An 18,300-nucleotide genomic window follows, 5' to 3' on the forward strand; every position below is an offset into this window, starting at 1 on the left:
CCGGCGGCGCGCAGCCGACGCCGTAGAAGGCCACCTTGCCGCGGTTGAGGTCACGCTGACGCGTGGACGTGCAAGCCGCCGCATCGTTGCCTTCGAAGCGCAGATCGAAGTCCGGCGTCGCGAATGTGATCTCGCCGCCGGAGCCGATGTTGGCGCCGCTACCTTCGTTGAACAGCTCGAAGATGCTGGGTTCAGTGCCTTCGCCGATCAAGCAGTTGCAGCTGATGGCTGCCGTCTGCGCGCCGGGCAGGACGCCGAAGGTGGTCTCGGCGGCACGCGCGGCCTCCGAGAGGTTGGTTTCGCACAGCCCCGGCGGGTTGAGCGGGTTGAGGCCGCCGACCGAGTAACCGGCGATCACCGGCTGATCAGGCGTGCCGAGCAGATCCATACGGCAATATTCAAAGATGAAGTTGCCGCTGCCTTCGCGACGCGGCGGACAGCCGACGAGGACGCCGGTGTTCGGCTCGCGGGTGAAGCGCAGATCGGTCGGGCCTTCTTGCAGGTCGAAGGCGCCAGCCGTGCTCGGCGCACAGGGGCCGTTAAAGCCTCTGGGGTTGGCGGGATCCAAAGCCTGACAAGCGTTCTCGTCAGGGCCGGTGCCGTCGTCATAGAGGGTCACCGAGAAGGTGTTGCTGGCATTGCCCGGTGAAACGGTCGTGCCCGTGCAATCTTCAGAGCCAAACTGCGGCACGTTGATCCAGCGGACGCGGAAGGCGTTGACGTTAGCAAAGCCAAGCGCCTGCACCGGGAATGATGTCAGGTGCGTGTTCCTTACCGTTGAGGGACACGGAACCTGGCCACTACAGTAGTTCGCGCCCGGATTGAGATCGGTCCACGCCGGAGCGATTCTCGGCAATCCAGCACGGAAAGCCGGAACGTTCGGGTCATTACTGGCATCGCCATGGCCGAAGGTGATGTTGCCGTTCGAGTTCAGGAAGAACCCGTTCCACACGCAATTCGCCGTGCCCACAGGGCCGCCGAACAGGAACTCGAAGCCGCCGGCATTCGCGCCGGTCAGCGTCGGACTCCCGGCTCCATCATCATCATCACCGCGGTTCGGCACGTTTTGATCGTCGCCGCCCGCCACCTGATGTCCAGGATCAAGGGCCTCGAAGATGATCGCGGCCTGCGTCGAGTTGTCATCTCCCAACACCGGCTGCGTCACGCCCAGCGAGATGCCCGCGCCAAGCGGAAGCGGCGCCAGGCGGTTGGTGTAGCGCAGGAAGCCGCGCGCCAACCCGGCCAGGCCTGCCGGAGTGAGGGTGACTTGATCAAGCGGCGCTTGATAGAAAATGTGATCGAAGCGATCACTGTCCCCGTCGCCGACATTGCCGCCTGAGGCCGGCGGGTTCGGCAGCGTGTCGCCGCGCAGATCAACGAAATCCGCGCGCCGATCCATCGGGCACATATCCTCAAAGCACAGTACTTCACCCAGCATCGGCGAAGGATTCTTGCCAATGCCTGCCGGCGTGCCGCCGCTGATGACGAACACTGTGCCTTCTTCGCTCACTGCCAGTCCGCTATGCAGCGTGTAGTCAATCTGCATATCCACTTGCAGGACGCTGCCGAGCGTGCCCGGCACGACCGCCGTGCCGCCGGCTGGCGGCCTGAGGTCGGGGCCGTTGCCTTCGACGAAGATGCGGAAGACGTTGACGCCGGCCGAAGCGGTCTGGCCCGCCACCGCCGGATCGGCAAAGCCGTCGGCTGCCGGAATCGTGCCGCCGACGTTGGTTGCGACAGCGCCGCCGGTGAGGCCCGAGCAGAGGTCAAAAGCGCCGGAGCAATCGGCGAAGCTGATGACCATGGAAGGCGTGCCGCTGGTGAAGGCCGAAGGCGCCGGGAAGAGGCCCTCGGTCAACTGTTCGAAGCTGACCGCGCCGGGCACGAAGGAGCGGGCGACGGCCGCATAAAGGACGTTGCAAGCGCCGGTGGCCAGGCTGACGACGTTGCCGTAGGTGCCTGACGAGCCGCGCCCATAGTTGGTGTTGCGCACACCGTTGGCAGTCACCACCGGATTGGCGGTTGAGCCTACCCAGCTATTGAGGGTCGGCGGATCGGGAATTGTTCTAATGACGCGATTGACGCGCAGCCCGGTTCCGCAATTCGGTCCCGGCGCCGGCGCTGGCGGCGGCGGCGGCGGCACGGTCGTGGCCGAGACGCGCGAAATTTCGGTCGCCTTGAAGATGGCGCCGCCGGTGAACTGAATCAAGTCCACCAACTGGTAGTACAGCGAGCCGTCGTCATCAACGGCGACGCCGGCGATGTTCGAGAACTTGCTGCGCAAGACCTGACGGACGGCGCCGAGTACGAACTCCGTGCCGCCGACTTCGAAGACGCCAAAGGCGAGGATGCGGGTGCGGATCGGCTGGTTGGCAGCGTTCGAGGCGCAGCCTTCCGTATCGAGGACCGACACGTAAATGACTTCACCGATCACGCCGCACAGCGCCGGGTCGAAATCGCCGAGGTCGGCGACCGGGTTGACGGCGATGCCAGTGACCGTTACCTGGTCGTCGGTGCAATCGCCAGCCACGCGCGTATCCGGCGTGATGAAGAAGCCGCCGGCGCCCGCTGCGCCGCCGTTGATAATGGCCGGGATGTTGGCCTGGAAGACGACGTCCACCAGGGGCGAACCGACCGTGTCAAAACCGAACCAGAGATTGCCCAGCGAGTCACCGTAGTAGTAGGAGTTGAACAGGTGACCGTTAGCAATGGTGTGCTCGGAGATGGCAGCGCGAGTCAGCGTGAAATCGATGTCCGGCTCGACGCCCGAAAAATCATCGATCTTGGCGCCGCGGTCGGCGACGCAATCTTCGCGGCCATCCCAATCGGCGATCAGCGCGACTTCCGAGAACTGGTTGTCACGACCGCCGATGGTGGTAATCAAAGCCGCCGACAAGGCGCTCAGCTCATTCAGCACCAGCGGCTCGCCAACCAGCGGCGGGCCAGAGGCGCCGCCCTTATCGGCAGCGCTGCCGAGCTGCGAATTGACCGCGAAAGAGCCGCCCGGGCCGGTAGCCGGCGGCGGCGTCACGACACGCGCAGAGGGCGAAATCTGTTTCGCCACTTTCTGGCTGGCAGCCTGCATATCGGCGCCCTTCGCCAGGCGTCTTATGCCCAGGCTCTTGAGCACCTCAGGGTTAATGTGACCGGCCTGCGACTGCTCCGCCTCAGACCCTACCGGGTTTGAAGGGCTGGCCGTCGCCAGACTCATTGGCGTGCTGGCGGTTGCTGTCGTGCGCGCTGCCGATGCTTTCGCATCGCCGCCGCCCGACGCTTGCGTCCGCGAGCCGATTAACGGCACGGCGAGCGCCGCGATGGCCACTGCCAGCACCGCGATCATCACTGCTCTCTTCATCTTCATCTTCTATCCCTCTCCAAAGTAAATTGGGAATCCTGAAATACTGCTGTCTCAGCCCGGCGCACGCCGGACATTCAGATTAAGAACTACTTGCTAAGGCCATACCCTAAAAAGGAATCCCAGGGCCGGTGATTGCCGACCAGTGCAAATCACCGCAGGAGTTCGGCGACCTGAACTGAACCGGACTGAAACCTTGCGCAAACCGTCCGTCCGACGGCACCTGCTAAACATCATCTGTCACTTCCCGATTGATGGTTCGCACGACCACCTCAGCTAATCCTGCTTGATAATACCGAGGGCGTCGCTTGCGGGCGGATCGTTCAAAAGAATGCGTATCATATATCGTCAACCGCTTAAATGCAACTATAAATGAGCAGAAAACAACGATAAACTCGACAGTCGGATTTTCAGATCGTTCAACATTAAAGCCACAGATCACAATAAGCCGCCTATGGAAACAGCACTTGACGTGCCACGCCTTTGCCTTCTTCCAGGCCCAGTCGTTATTTCACTCCGCGATTTCCCTGGCCGGCGCAAACATCAACAAATTCCGCCAAAACTGACCGGGAGTGCGGCATGATTTCTTCCCATTCACGGGAGGCCGTATTCACTCAACGGATACTCAATTCACAATCGCCGTCTACTTTGTATCCAGCGGGTGGCAATTGTTTTACACATTAAATATTGGCAGGGGTTGAAGAAGTGGAATCGTCGCTGATTCAGCAAATAACTTGTGCGGGCCGGCAAAGACGCATAGAATAACGCCTACTCGTTGGACGCTTAAGTAACCAACCGGGCGACCGGCAGACGGTCTCGACAGGCGGTCGGACATTCAATTGATCATAGGCTTACAAGTGCACTTCATACAGCTCTTATCCAGTCGGCCCGCCGAATACTTTGGAGGAGACGTGAATGGATCGCGGGATCAAGCGGATTAGAAATACCTGGGCGGCGCTGCCTTTGGAATTGATTACCGGGGTTATTTTTTTCGCCCACGGGCTGCAAAAAATCAGCGATCCGGGTGGTTTCGCGCAATACGCGCTTGGCGGTATCCCGATGTTCCTCGGCTGGCTGGTGATCGCCGCAGAGTTCGGCGGCGGGCTACTTTTGCTGACCGGGTTGTTAGTGCGACTCGGCGCGCTTGGCCAGCTTTGTGTCATGCTGGTGGCAATTTCGCAGGTTCACTGGGGCTATGGATTGACCGGGCCGGGCAGCTTCGAGTTTCCGCTCGCCCTGCTTGCCGCAGACCTGGCGCTGTTGCTGCTCGGCGGCGACCCGCTGTCAATAGATGACAACCTGAGTGTCGCCATCCACCGTTCACACACCGCGGCGGCGCGCAGCGAGGTGATCGATACGGCGAGCCCGCTGGTCAAAGCCGCCGGCTTGCTGCTGATACTGGCTGGCCTGCTGCTGCCGTTCGCGCGCCCGTTTTTCGGCTTTGGTGAAGGCCGCTTACCGCTGGTGATGCTGATCGTCGCCGGGGTCGTCTCGCTGGCGGCGGGCGCGGCGCTGGCAGCCGGCAAGCCCTGGGCGTATTTGCCGGCCTTTGCCGTCGCGCGCCTCTATCTGGCGGCCAGCACGCTGGTGTTGTTCTACGTGCGCCATACCGGGCGCGGCATTGCCGCCGTGCTGGTCAGCCTGTTGACGTTAGCGGCACTGCGCAGCGCGCGGCGCAGCATGAGCGAAAACAGCCGCGTCTACTGATGAGCGCCGTCCCGCGTCCGGGAGCCAACCGCTGACCATCCAAGACCGCTTTCACCGGGCGATTGCCTGAGCCGATGCCGCTTCACTATAATTCGACTTGCACTCAGCTTGCGATCAACGAGGACAGTGATCTTTTGACGACTCCGACGCGCGCCATTCTTTTTGACCTGGACGGCACGCTTATCGACACGACCGATTTGATCCTGCGCTGCTTCAGCCATTCGTGGCGCGCGGTCTACGGGCTTGAACACGAGCGGGCGGCGCTGGTCGCCACCTTCGGCATTCCGCTGCGCGAAGCCATGAGGCGACTGCTCGCACAGACGCATGGCCACGCCGGCGGCGACGACGATCATCTGGTGGAGCGCCTGCTCATCGAGTATCGCTCGTTCAACGTGGCGAATCATGACGTGATCGCCCGCCCGTTTGACGGCACGCGAGCGGTCATCGAAGCGTTGCGCCGTCGCGGCTACCTGATCGGCGTCGTCACCTCGAAAGGCCGCGACCTGGCGACGCGCGGCTTGCAGCTTTGCATGCTTGACGATCTGCTCGACGCGGCCATATTTCTTGAAGACACCGAGGTGCATAAGCCGCAGCCGGAGCCGATCCTGGCGGCGCTCGCCAGTTTGCAGGTGTCGAGTGAAGAGGCGGCTTATGTCGGCGACAGCTGCCACGACATCGTCGCGGGCCGCCGCGCCGGCGTCAGGACGGTGGCGGCGCTCTGGGGGCCGATGCCGCGGGCCGACCTGGAATGCGAGCGGCCCGATCATCTGGCCGACTCGATTCATGACTTATTGGATATTTTCCCGTAAAGGCATAGACTAAAAACGGACGTTTGACGAGCAATACATATGCAGAAAATTAAAGAACGCTATCGCAAAATTCTCAATGAAGAGACCGGCCTGGTGCATCACAACCCGCGCCGGCGCGGGCTCGACATCGCGCTCGCTTATCCCAACACCTATTACATCGGCATGTCGAATCTCGGCTTCCAGGCCGTCTACCAGCTCTTCAACCAGCACAGCCTGATTTGCTGCGAGCGCGTCTTTGTGCCTGACCCGGACATCGAGCGCGAGATTGAGCGGACGCGCGCGCCGCTCGCGACGCTGGAATCATCAACGCCGGTTTCCGACTTCGACGTGCTGGCCATCTCCGTGTCGTTTGAAACCGACTATCTCAACATCCCCAAGCTGCTGCGCCTGGCAAAGCTGCCGGTGCGCGCCGCCGACCGCAACGAGTGGCACCCGCTTGTGGTGATGGGCGGCGCGGCGGCCTTTCTCAATCCTGAGCCGGTCGCCGAGTTCGTTGACGTCGTTTGTGTCGGCGAAGGCGAAGTTCTCGTTCCTGCCCTGCTCCGCGTAATGAACGAAGCGGAATCGCGCGACGACCTGCTCTTGCGGCTGACGCGCGAGCCGGGTTTTTACGTGCCGAAATTTTATAACTTCCACTACAACGAAGACGGCGGCCTGCGCGAGATCGAGGCGACTGAAGGGGCGCCGCCGCGCGTCTTCACCATGCGCAACCCGATGCGCAAGCAGGAAGGCAATGGCGCCTTCGACGACGCCTTCATCCCGGCGAGCGACATTCTTACCGACAACACAGAGATGAGCGGGCGCTACCTGATGGAAATCTCGCGCGGCTGCTCGATGGGCTGTCGCTTCTGCTGGGCCGGCTATTCGTACCTGGCGCCGCGCGTCTTCTCGGCTGACAAGCTGTTGGCGCGCGCCGCCGAGATGCGCCAGCACACGGACAAGATCGGCTTAGTGGCCACGGCGGTCTGCGATCACCCGGAGATTCATGAGTTGCTCGACGGCCTGGAAAAGCTCGACTATCAGGTTTCGGTATCGTCACTCAGGCTCGATCAGATCACGCCGGAATTGCTCGACGCGCTGGTGCGGCGCAACGATCAGCAACTGGCCATCGCGCCTGAAACCGGCTCTGACCGCCTGCGCCGTGTCATCAACAAGAACCTCACCAATGACGAAGTCGTCGAGATTGCCGACATGATTTTTGAGCGCGGCATCTTCAACTTGAAGCTTTACATGATGATCGGCCTGCCGACCGAAGAAGACGAAGACCTCGACGCCATCGTCGAGCTGACCGCACGCATCCGCGAGCGCATGCTCGACATCGCTCGCCCGCGCGGTCGCGTCGGCACGATCATCGTCTCGCTCAACGCTTTTGTGCCGAAGCCGCAGACGCCATTTCAGTGGGAGCCCATTCAGGCGGAGCGCGAGCTTGATCGCAAGATCAAATATTTGACGCGCGCCTTTAAAGGCATGCCGAATGTCGAGATGCGCGCCATGAGCTCGCGCATCGCCATCCTACAAGCGCTGATCTCGCTCGGCGACCGCAGGCTCTCGGAGTTTCTGCTGGAGGTAGATCGCACAGGCAACTGGCGGCAGTTGATGCGCGGCTGGACGGATTACGCGATGCGACGCCGGACGCTCGACGAGCCGCTGCCCTGGGACATCGTAGATATTGGCCTGACCAAAGAGTTCATGAAAAAAGAGTATGAGCGGGCGATGGCCGACCGCATCACCAAGCCGTGCCCGGCCAATGACCCGTGCATCCGCTGTGGCGTCTGTGATCCACGCTACGTGCCGGAAAACGCCCTCGTACAGCTCTCGTGGATGAAGGCGGCGCTGAACCCGGCACAGCAAGCCATCCTCGTTGACCGCCGCATTCAATCGGCGGTGCCGGCGGCGGCAACCGGCGATTAATTCATCACATCCCGAAGCTCAATTTGATTTGGCGGCTTTGACTTTGATGGGGTCGAGCGTGTCGTCGGTGATCGTCGCGTCGCTGTTGCCGTCTTTATAGTCGGCCTTCACCTGATACATCCCCGGCGTAAACCGTGCCGGGTCAACCAGCAGGTATTCCTGATTCATCACGCAATTGCGATTCGCCGGCTGGCTGATAAAGCGGGCGACCTCCTGATTATCCGCGAGGCGGACGAAACGAAAAGTGACCGCCGTATTGGGCCGCACATTCGCCGCCGCCAGCAAGACGCGCTCGCCCTGGCGAACGAAGCCGCCGCCATCCACATAATTCACGAACGCGTGGCTGAAACCGCTGCAATCACGATCCGTCGCGAAGCGAAACGTCGTCGCCGCGTTGCTGCCGGCGCGGTCTATGCCATTGCGCTGGATGCCGATTTGGTCGGGGCCATCGGGCGTGAAGTTCACGTCCGAGCATTGATTGTTACAGCCCAACTGGCCGCGCCCCGAAGCAAAGAAATTGTTATTGAAACGGTTGTGATGCGTCGCATTGACGGGGCTCAGAAACGAGCTGCGAATCTGCAAGCCAAACTCTGCCGTCGCCGCGCCAAAGATGCGATTCCGCTCAAACGTGCTGTAACGAATGCCACAAACCAGATCGAGCCCCGAACCGCCCTGCACGCCGTTTGCGCCGCCGAACTGGCTGGCGTCGTTGTCGCTCACCAGCAGGTTTTCGAGCGGCGGCTCGTCGCCGACACTGCACGCCTGCAACTTGATGCCGCGCCCCTGCGAGCATTCAGGGCAGTTGATGTTGGCTGCGCCGATGATCGTGTTGCCCACGACAAGGGTGCCGCTGCTATCGCCCGTGTAATTGAGCGACGGCGAGCTGTTGACGACTTCAATACCAAAGGCGACCCGCGTCAGACGATTGTTCTGGACGATGGCGTTGGCCGAGTTTTGAATGATGATGCCTTCGCGTCCCGCCGAGGCGCTGCCAATCTCGACGGTAAACCCGACATCGGCGATCTCGTTGTCGGCAACCGTCACGCTTTCGGAATTGACCACCAGGATGCCGCCCCAGTTGGCGCCGCCGCTGGTGTAGCCTGCATCGCCGTAGCGCGAGCCTTTGACGCGCACCTGGCTGACCTCTGAGCCGGGCGAGCGGTTCACGGCAATCGTCGAGTTGCCTTCATAGCCGCAATCGCGCCGCAGGTTGCTCAGATCGATCTCCAGGCCGCGCACCACGGCCGCGCGCGAGCGCAGGACCTGAATCACCCCTTTATACGGCGACGATTGCTGCTCAATCAACGGCCAGTGATTTTGACAATCGATCTGCTGCGGCACCAGTCGGGTCGCGTCCATGCCTTTGCCGACCAGTGTCACGCCGGAAACGTCTGTCGTCTTGGCGCCCGGAAAGACAATGGCGTCGTAGAGCAGAAAGGTTCCGGCGGTGAGCTTGGCGCGGCCTTTGGTGACCAGGCATTGATTGATGACTTTGGCGTCATCCTGGCCCGCGCCGGCAGGCGCAAGCCGCTTGCAGTTCTGCGCCCGCGCCGCTGCCGGCAGGATCAGGGCGAGAAGAATAAGCGCAATGATGACTTGAGGACGATTGTACTGCATGGCTGTCGGGCGGGAAGTCTAAACCAGCCTTCGGCGCGATGCAAGCAGTGCCGACACGGAGACGCGGGGATACAGCGACACGGAGACACGGAGACACGGGGACGCGGAGAATGGGAACTTAGCAACAAGGCTTGATGTTGTTCCTTCACCGTGTCGCCGCATCGCCGCGTCGCCGTGTCGCCGCGTCGCCGCGTCGCCGCGTCTCCTTGAGTCGCTTCGCCGGCGGATGGTAGTATGCGCCGCGTCCATCAATCAGGCGATAACCCGAAAGGAACTTCACGAATGGAAGCCGTCTCTGACCGCGCAGAGGTCAAGCCTGTGGCCAGTCCGCCGCCGCGCCGCCGTCTGCTCGTCCGCTGGGGGGTGGTGCTGATGGCCGGCCTCGTCATTTTTATCCTCCCGCATCCGAGCGCGATCACGACGCAATCATGGGGGCTGCTGGCCATCTTCGTCGCCACCATCGTCGGCATGATCGTTCAGCCAATGCCCGGCGGCGCGATGGTGCTGTTGGGCGTAGCGGCGCTGGCGCTCACCGGCGCGCTGCCGGTGCGGCAAGCGCTCAGCGGTTACGGCGACCCCGTAGTGTGGCTGGTGCTCGCGGCATTCTTCATGTCACGCGGCATGATTAAGACGGGGCTGGGCCGCCGCATCGCCTTCTGGTTCATCCGCGCCCTCGGCAAGCGCTCGCTCGGCCTGGGTTATGCGCTGGTGGCGACAGACGTGTTGATGGGCACTTTCATTCCTTCGACCGGGGCGCGCTCCGGCGGCATCATCTTTCCCATCGCCAAGAGCCTCGCCGAAGCCTACGACTCGCACCCCGGCCCGACGGCGCGGCGGCTCGGCGCATTTTTGATGACGATGCTCTATCAGTGCGAAGTCATCATCTGCGCAATGTTTCTGACCGGGCAGGCATCGAACCCGGCGATTGCCAAATTCGCCGGCCAGCTCACGGGCATGGACTTGAGCTACAGCCGCTGGATGCTTGGCGCGATTGTGCCGGGCGTGATCTCGCTTACAGTCGTGCCGCTGTTGATCTATCGGCTCTTCCCGCCAGAGATCAAGCGGACGCCGGTGGCTTCGACGATGGCGGCCAGCGAGCTTGAAAAGATGGGGCCGATGACGCGCGCTGAAAAGCTGATGATGATGGTCTTCGCGCTGGTCGCGCTGCTATGGATGACGACGGCGCTGCATCACATCGATTACGCCGTGGTGGCGCTGGTCGGCATCGGCGTCTTGCTCTTGAGCGGCGTGCTCGATTGGGGCGATGTGCTGGGCGAGCGCAGCGCCTGGGACGTCTTCATCTGGTATGGCGGCTTGATTCGCATGGCCGAGGCGCTGGGCGAATCGGGCATCACCAAGCAGTTCGCCGACGCCGTGGCGGGTTTCACGACCGGTTGGATGTGGTGGGGCGCGCTGGCGGCGTTGCTGCTGGTCTATTTTTACGCGCACTATGGATTTGCCAGCATCACGGCGCACGCGACGGCGATGTATCTGCCGTTCCTCGCGGTCATCCTGCTGGCGGGCGCGCCGCCCTACGCGGCGGCCTTGCTGCTCGCCTATTGCTCGAACCTGATGGCCGGGCTGACGCACTATGGCACGACGCCGGGGCCGATCTATTTCGGCGCCGGCTACGTCAGGCAACAGACGTGGTGGTGGCTAGGCTTTCTTGCCTCTGTGCCGAACCTCATCATCTGGGCCACCGCCGGCTTTCTCTGGTGGAAGCTGCTCGGCTGGTGGTAAAGCCGCCGGGTCGAATTTTTGGCGAGCCAAGCAACGCGCGGGCGTAGTCGTTTGCTCTAACCGGGAAAGCATCAACAGGAGGAAGACCCGTATGAGCAGCGAGCCATTGCGGCAAACGGCACGGCGCATCGGCATCTCAGGCGCGGCGCGCCGTGGGTTGATTGTCGCCTTGTGCCTGTTCGCCTTCGCGGCGACGGCGGCGGCGCAAAACCGTATCCCGAATGACGATTATAGCGACAAGCTGATTAGCGTCAGCGTCCGTGAAGTGATTCTCGAAGCGATAGATTTTCAGGACCAGACGGCACGCATGAGCATCGCGCTCGACGTCAAGAATCCGCTGCCGCTGAAGCTGAAAGACTTCGATTACCGCCTGCGGCTCTATGGGCTTGAGGCGATCACCGGCGATTACGACGGCGAGATGAAGCTGGGCGGCAAGCGGCCTTTGCGCATCAACCTGCCGGTGCGCTTGAACCTGCGGGCGATTCCGCAGATCATCTGGTCGGCGTTCAGGAACAGCGGGCGCTTGAAATTCGATCTCGACACCGCCTTCACGCTGCCGCTGTTCGTCATCGAGAAGCGCTTCGACAAGACGTTTTCCGGCGACGTGCCGCTGAAGAGTTTAGTCGACGCGGCGACCATGCTGCGCGCCAGCAAGCTTGGGTTTTGATGGCTTGTCGGCGCGCGTCACTGCTTGGTCGAATTCGCTTTCTCATCTGTTGCCGGCGTCATCTTGTCCGCCAGCGCCAGCTTTGCCAGGTCGTTGGCCACGGCTTGCGGGTTGGCGCGCTGGTTATTGCACAGCACGATGACGACCGCTTTGACATCGGGATAGCGCGCAATGAAGGTCACGAAGCCATCAATGCCGCCGCTGTGCGCGATCACCTTGAGACCCCGTTGATTGCCCATCCCCCAGCCGTAGCCATAATTGTTCTTGACCGGCGTGAACATCAAGTCGAGCGACTTTTTTGAAATCAGCTTTTCGGTATAGAGCGCCTGATCCCACAGGTAGAGGTCTTCGACCGTCGAGTACAATGCGCCCGCCGAAAACGGAATCGTCATGTCGAGGTATCGCGCATTCATCATCGTGCCGCCCTGCGGCATGTACCCGGCGGCGCGGCGCGGCAAGACCTGGGCGTTGTGGTCGTAGCCGGTATTTTTCATGCCCAGCGGCGTGAAGATGTTCTCTTGCAGGAACGCTTCATACGACTTGCCCGATACTTTCTCGATCACATGCCCAAGCAGCACATACCCTGAATTGCTGTAGCTCCATTTCTCGCCGGGCTGAAAATCGAGCGGCTTATCTTTGAAGCGCCCGACCAGCGCCTCGACGGTCGTCGGCAGCGACATGGTTTTCTGGTAGTCGGGGAAGCTCGTGAAGTTCGGCACGCCGCCGGTATGCGAGAGCAGGTGATGCAGCGTGACGGGTTGCCAGACGGCGGGACAGTCGGCGACATATTTACAGATTGAATCCTGCACGCTCAACTTGCCTTGCTCCTGCAACATCATGATGGCGGTGGCGGTGAACTGCTTGGTGATCGAGCCGAGGCGGAACTTGGTCTGCGGCGTATTTGGCACCTCGTCTTCGAGATTCGCCATGCCATAGCCTTTGCTGAGCAGCACGCGCCCGTCGCGGGCGACAAAGACCGCGCCGCTGAATTGATTGGCTTTGACGGCGGCGTTCAGACGCTCGTCGGCTTTCAGTTGCAGGTCATCGCTTGCCGCTTTCGTCTGCGCCGCGGCGGTCGCCGCAAGCATCAGGCAAAGCGCGATAACGGCCATGAGCCGCCGGTTGATCTCTCGCATAAAAGTCACTCCTGATTTTATCGATGTAGCGCAATCTGTTAGATTGCGCGAGCTAAGGCGCAATCTAACAGATTGCGCTACAAGTCACCATACAAACGCAAAACAGGGGCGGGATGTTTCTTCCCGCCCCCAGGCAATCAGTCAGGTAATGCTTTGACCGCGCGGTTAGCCGACCGCCGCGGCAATCTCCGGGTTCAAGCCTTCCCACTTCTGCATGTACTCGCGGCGCTCATTCTTCAAGCGCTCGACGATCTGCCGGTATTCGTCGGCGCGGCCCTGAGCTTCATAGAGGCGGCGCGGTTGCAAGACGTCCATGTCTTCGCCTTCGAGGCCGGGCACGCTCTTTGCCACTTGATAGCCGAAGTCGGCGTCGTCCTGCCATTCAATCGTGCCTTCGGCAATGGCTTTGACGATGGCCGACGAGTGGTGGATGCGGACTTTCTTCGAGCGCTCGTCGGCATCGCCGCCGCCGACGCGGCCCGTGTTCATCAGGTAGATGTCCATCGGCGACGACTCTAACAGCTCCCAGAAGCGGTTGCCCTGCTGGGCGTGCTTGAGCGGGAAGAAGGGGTTGGTGCCGGGGACGCGCAGGAACTTGCCGGCCTCTGCCGCGCCGCCTGCCGAAGTGCCGCGCGTTTCGCCGAGCATAAAGTAAGCCGCCGCCTGATGGCGGTTGAGTCGGGCGACGCCGGGAATGATGTTGTCGTTGCGGTTGAGGATCAACAAGAAATCCGCCGACTTGATTTCGCGCGCGTCCATCGCCCCGGCGATATCGGCCATGCGGACGACGGCGCGACCGTTCTGCGTGTAACTCGTATTATAAAAATCCAGCTCGCCGTCAGCATCCTGCGAGACGTTCTCAAGATAGGCGTGCGGCGTCGTCACCGCATGGTAAATCGTCGGCTCGTCGCGTTCGTTGAGGCCGAAGGTTTTGGCGAAGCAGCCATTCTCGGTGGCGTAAATCTTGCCGCCCGGCATCAGCGCGACGAAGTCGTCCTGAACCGGCGAAGAGTTATTCTGCTTGGTGAAGGTGGTCGTCGTCTTGCCGGTGCCCGACAGGCCGATAATCAGGCCGACGCGATTGTTGTCACCGACCGGAATCACTTTGCAGCCGGCATGCAGCGCCAGCCCGCCGCGATCATAGACGAGTTGATTCCACATGCGCAGGCCGCCCTTCTTCGACTCGCCGAAGTAATCGCTGTTGAAGACGCGGGTGACGCCATGGTCGAGATCAACGGCGATCAAACGATCCGCCGGGTAGCCGCGCATCACCAGGTTGGGCGTGTAGATGACGGTCAAACGCGGCTCGAAGCTGTCAAGCTCGGCATCGCTCGCCGGGTAATAGAGATGCTTCTGCATGGCGGCGACGTTGGCGTTCGAGCGCTCGATAATCAGGCGCGCGGCAACGCGGAAGTCCGGGTCGTTGCCGATGAAGCCGTCAACGACGATCATCTCGCAATTGCGGATGTAATCGTTCTGCAAGCGGGCAATGCGCTCGTACTCGGCGCGCGTGATGGTCTGCGAGTCGTGCCGTTCGGGCGCGTCGCTGACGACGTAGGTGGATAGCTTTGAGCGCGCGTCAACGCGGGTCTGGGTATTGGTGTTGTGATAGCGCGTGACGCGGGTGTTGGGCATGGCTTCGGTCAATTCACGAAGCCGCTCAGCCGAGGGATTCCAGATGACCTCCTTCGGCTCGACAGGTAGGATGGCTCTCGCAGACGGTTTACTCATTGATTCCTCCGGTGTTGATTTAGAGAGTCAACTAAGAATTGATGATAGCTTACCGAAATAGTGCTGGCAAACGCGTGCTTCCGGGCTAAACCTGACTTCAGCCGAGCAAGTCGTCCGTCATGATAACGAGGCCGGAGGGGGAGTCAATGGTTAAACGGTCGCCGCGACGCATCACTTGAATCTGCTGATATGCGCCCGCTGCCGGCTGCGAGTAGACTTCAATCGCATCGGCATTCAAATCAATCAGCCATACAACCGGGATCAGCGCGCGCGCGTAGAGCGGCACCTTGACGGTGCGATCAAACTGCACGGACGAGTCCGCGACTTCGACAATCAACAGCACGTCTGCCGGTGTCGGCTTGGCCTGAGCATAAAAATCGGCGCGCGGTTTGAGCAGCGCCAGGTCAGGCTGCGGCTCGGAGTAATCATCTAGCCGAATCGGGTTCTGTACACTGACGAATGCAGCAAGACCGACAAGACGTGTAAAGAGCATGGTCAGCCGAATCACACATCCAGCATGAGCATCACCGATAGGACTCATTTCGATAATCTCCCCATCGAGCAACTCGATGCGGTCGTCTTCTGTGAGAATGCCGGCTTCGAGCATGCGCCTGTAGTCGTCAACCGTAAACGTCCAGTACTTGACCGGCACGGGCGGGCCGCCTCGAAAACTGATCTGGGAGTCGAAATCTTGCATAGCCGCTCCGAAGAGAGTGACAAGTGACAAGTGACGAGTGACAAGAGGGAGTCCCCTTTGTTTCTACTTGTCACTTGTCACTTGTCACTTGTCACTTCATTGGTTGTAGCGGGCGCGCTCGCGCTCTAGCCGCGCCGCCTGCACATAGGCTTTGGCCTCGGCGTCCGAGGGCACTACCGAGTCGAGATCGGTGGCGATATACTTGAAACTGACATGCCCCTCTTTGTCCACATACACCCGCAGGTCGCTGGCTTGAATGTTGCCCGGCGTTGTCGGCACGACCAGCGTTTTGCCGACCTGGCGAGTGTTGAACAGACCTTCGGCGTTGCCGGCAATCACCACGTCGGCTTCCGGGTTTTCGCTCGCCAGCTTCATGGCTCCGGCCAACTCTGCATGGGCGACGATCACCAGCACATCACATTGTTTGCGCGCGATGGGGACGACGCGCCGCGCCGCTTCATACATATTCTTCACCGTCGCATCGGCGATGCCGTCGCTCGTGCGATAGGGTTCGGTCAAACCGACGAAGCCGATGCGCAGCTTAGCCCGCTTGCCCGTCAGCCGTGGGCTGCGAACTTCCTTAATCAGAAAAGGCGCCGGCGGCGCGATATTGTCATCATAATTGCTGTTGGCCGAGATCAAGTTTTTGAGCATCGGAAACTGCGCCATGCGTTCGCTCAAGCCGTCTTTCGCCAGCAAACGCTCGGCTTGCGCCAGGTCGTTGCGGCTCAGGTTGACGACATCCACCGGCCAGCGGTCATAGGCGCGCGTCACCTGCTCGTTTTGCAGCGAGACGAGGCGGTCATTTGAGGACGTGTACCAGAACTGCCCGGCCTCGACTTGCAGCACCGGCACGTCCTTGAACTTTTCCTTGAAGGCGTTGAGATAGCCGATGCGCCGCGCCAACCCGCCGCGCGGCAGATTACAGTCACAGGTCTCCAGGTTGCCGCGCATGTTGCTGGTGATCAAGATGGCCAGCGCGAAGCCGTCATCGGTGCCCAATCGTTCGTCGAGCGTCGCCGGCTGCGGCCTCGTCAGCCCTTGCCCAAGCGCCGCGACCAGTAAAATAACGGTCAGTAAAATTGCGAAAAGCGATCTTCTAAACAACTGCTTTGCTCCTTGGAATGAAATGCTTGAGAGGAAGTCAGGAGTCAGGAGTCAGGAGTCAGAATGAACAAGGAAGTCGGCGGCAGTGAGTACACTTGCTGCGCCTCTGCTTTCGTTCTGACTTCTGACTTCTGAATACTGAATACTTCCCCTCTATGGTTCTATCACACTTGGCGAGACGGCGACAATCGGGGCCTGCCGGTTTGCATCTGCGCGGTGGCTCACATAAACTGCTGCACGTCGAATGTGGGATCGGCTCTCACACGGCTGCGGAAAGGAGCGCCCGCGATGAACATCCTCTTGCTATCGATGCCCGATTCGTTCGAGCACATGCCTTCGGTTGCCATCCGCATGCCGAACGGCGCGCTGGCCTCGCTTGCAGGCAACGTTGACCCGCACCACCGGGTCGCCATCGCCGACCTGATCCTGGCGCAAGACCGTGTCCGCGAAACCGTCGAGCGCCTGGTCGCCGAGCATCAACCGGACGTCGTCGGGCTGTCGGTGATGACCTTTCAGCGCAAGACCGCAATGAAGATCATCGACCTGATTCGCGGGCTCAAGCCCGACGTGCGGGTGGCGGTCGGCGGTTATGATCCGAGCCTTGCGGCAGAGGCTTACACAGAGGGCGAGGCGGGCCGCGTCGACTTCATCGTGCGCGGCGAAGGCGAGATCACCTTTCGCGAGTTGCTGCGCGCAATGGAGAACGAGAGCGGCTTTGATCACATCGCCGGCCTGTCGTACCGCAGCGGCGAGCGTTTCTATCACAATCCCGAGCGCGCCGTGAGCAAGCTGGAGAGCAGCGAGATTCGCCTGCCGAATCGCCGGGCGCGGGTCTTGAGCGGCTACACCATACTTGGCCGGCAGGTGGACGTTATCGAGACTTCACGCGGCTGCACCTTTGATTGCAGCTTCTGTTCGATCATCGAGATGCGCGGGCGCAACTTTCACACCTACTCGTTCGACCGCGTCATCGCCGACATCCGCGACGCTTACGACCACGGCGCGCGCGCCATCTTCATCGTTGACGACAACATCACGCTGAACGTCAAACGCTTCGAGGCGCTCTGTCAGGCGATCATCGAGGCGGGATTGAACACGATTGATTACACGGTGCAGGCGATGACTTCGGCCATCGCCAACCACGGCGAGACGCTGGCGCCGTTGATGCGGCGGGCGGGCTTTCGTTACGTCTTTCTCGGCATCGAAAATATACTCGAAGGCGACCTCGAATTCCTGCGCGCCAGCTCGAAGAACACGCAGCGCGAAGGCGGCAAGAAAGCCGGCAACGCGACCATGAAAGCCATCGAATACATTCGCCGGAACAAGATGTTTGTCGTCGGCGGCTTGATCGTCGGCAACCCGGACGACACCCGCGAATCGATTGAAGCAAATCTGACCTTCGCTCGGCGCTATGTGGACTGGCCCTACATTCAGCACCCGACGCCATATCCGCGCACGCCGATGACGGTAGACTTTCGCAACCGCAACCTGATCATCAACGAGCGCCTGGAAGAGTACGACGGCACGACGGCGGTGGTGAAGACCGAGCATGTTTCCGCCGAAGAGGCCGAGTTCATGCGCTGGCGTGCCGAGCGCTGGATGAAGGTGCGCCATATGCCCGCGGCCTTCGCGCACAATCCTCTATTCGTCATCAAGAATGGGCCGCGAATGTTCGCGCACACCTTCAGAGGCAGCTCGCTGCGCAGCATGCTTGGGCTCGAAGACGAGCGCCGCGCCTTTGCGCGCTATCGCGCCATTCGTCAGAAGGAGCGCGCTTACATTTAATCGCGGATCATGTCAGGTGAGGCGGGGCAATCGCGTGG

The 18,300-nt window shown here is 61.1% G+C and carries 12 protein-coding genes; 6 read left to right on the plus strand and 6 right to left on the minus strand.

The features are described 5' to 3' along the window. Positions 1 to 3,361: hypothetical protein (locus VJ464_27315; GenBank protein ID HKQ08862.1), on the minus strand; the 3,361-nt coding region annotated here is incomplete at its 3' end. Between the two features lie 909 nt (positions 3,362 to 4,270). Here VJ464_27315 and VJ464_27320 point away from each other — a divergent pair. The 3 genes from VJ464_27320 (at position 4,271) to VJ464_27330 (ending at position 7,782) form a co-directional block, all read left to right on the plus strand. Beyond that, positions 4,271 to 5,062 (plus strand): DoxX family protein, encoded by a 792-nt coding sequence (locus VJ464_27320; GenBank protein ID HKQ08863.1) that lies wholly within the window; start codon positions 4,271 to 4,273, stop codon positions 5,060 to 5,062. Positions 5,063 to 5,196: 134 nt separating this feature from the next. Next, positions 5,197 to 5,871, plus strand: a complete 675-nt coding sequence (locus tag VJ464_27325) for an HAD-IA family hydrolase (GenBank protein HKQ08864.1) — start codon at positions 5,197 to 5,199, stop codon at positions 5,869 to 5,871. Between the two features lie 39 nt (positions 5,872 to 5,910). Continuing rightward, on the plus strand, positions 5,911 to 7,782 hold the full coding sequence (locus VJ464_27330; GenBank protein ID HKQ08865.1) for a radical SAM protein: 1,872 nt from the start codon (positions 5,911 to 5,913) through the stop codon (positions 7,780 to 7,782). Between the two features lie 18 nt (positions 7,783 to 7,800). Here VJ464_27330 and VJ464_27335 read toward each other — a convergent pair whose 3' ends face one another. Beyond that, positions 7,801 to 9,399: a right-handed parallel beta-helix repeat-containing protein gene (locus VJ464_27335; GenBank protein ID HKQ08866.1), complete on the minus strand. Its 1,599-nt coding sequence runs from the start codon at positions 9,397 to 9,399 to the stop codon at positions 7,801 to 7,803. A gap of 282 nt (positions 9,400 to 9,681) precedes the next feature. On the opposite strand from VJ464_27335, the gene VJ464_27340 reads away from it, so the two are divergent. After that, positions 9,682 to 11,139 carry a DASS family sodium-coupled anion symporter gene (locus tag VJ464_27340; protein HKQ08867.1) on the plus strand — a complete coding sequence of 486 codons (1,458 nt, stop codon included), beginning with the start codon at positions 9,682 to 9,684 and terminating at the stop codon, positions 11,137 to 11,139. Positions 11,140 to 11,230: 91 nt separating this feature from the next. After that, positions 11,231 to 11,806, plus strand: a complete 576-nt coding sequence (locus tag VJ464_27345; GenBank protein ID HKQ08868.1) for an LEA type 2 family protein — start codon at positions 11,231 to 11,233, stop codon at positions 11,804 to 11,806. 17 nt (positions 11,807 to 11,823) lie between these two features. Here VJ464_27345 and VJ464_27350 read toward each other — a convergent pair whose 3' ends face one another. The 4 genes from VJ464_27350 to VJ464_27365 all read right to left on the minus strand — a co-directional run bounded on the left by VJ464_27350 (position 11,824) and on the right by VJ464_27365 (position 16,477). Further along, complete coding sequence (locus tag VJ464_27350; GenBank protein ID HKQ08869.1) at positions 11,824 to 12,942, minus strand: serine hydrolase domain-containing protein; 1,119 nt, start codon at positions 12,940 to 12,942, stop codon at positions 11,824 to 11,826. A 165-nt stretch (positions 12,943 to 13,107) separates the two neighbouring features. Further along, the gene (locus VJ464_27355) at positions 13,108 to 14,673 is read right to left on the minus strand and encodes a phosphoenolpyruvate carboxykinase (GenBank protein ID HKQ08870.1); all 1,566 of its coding nucleotides are present in this window, start codon (positions 14,671 to 14,673) and stop codon (positions 13,108 to 13,110) included. Positions 14,674 to 14,770: 97 nt separating this feature from the next. Next, positions 14,771 to 15,370: a Uma2 family endonuclease gene (locus tag VJ464_27360; GenBank protein ID HKQ08871.1), complete on the minus strand. Its 600-nt coding sequence runs from the start codon at positions 15,368 to 15,370 to the stop codon at positions 14,771 to 14,773. Positions 15,371 to 15,466: 96 nt separating this feature from the next. Beyond that, on the minus strand, positions 15,467 to 16,477 hold the full coding sequence (locus tag VJ464_27365; protein HKQ08872.1) for a hypothetical protein: 1,011 nt from the start codon (positions 16,475 to 16,477) through the stop codon (positions 15,467 to 15,469). A gap of 288 nt (positions 16,478 to 16,765) precedes the next feature. On the opposite strand from VJ464_27365, the gene VJ464_27370 reads away from it, so the two are divergent. Further along, positions 16,766 to 18,262, plus strand: coding sequence for a radical SAM protein (locus VJ464_27370; GenBank protein ID HKQ08873.1), 1,497 nt, complete (start codon positions 16,766 to 16,768; stop codon positions 18,260 to 18,262). The last annotated feature ends 38 nt before the right edge of the window (positions 18,263 to 18,300 follow it).

This window comes from Blastocatellia bacterium, from assembly GCA_035275065.1.
Lineage (GTDB): Bacteria > Acidobacteriota > Blastocatellia > UBA7656 > UBA7656 > DATENM01.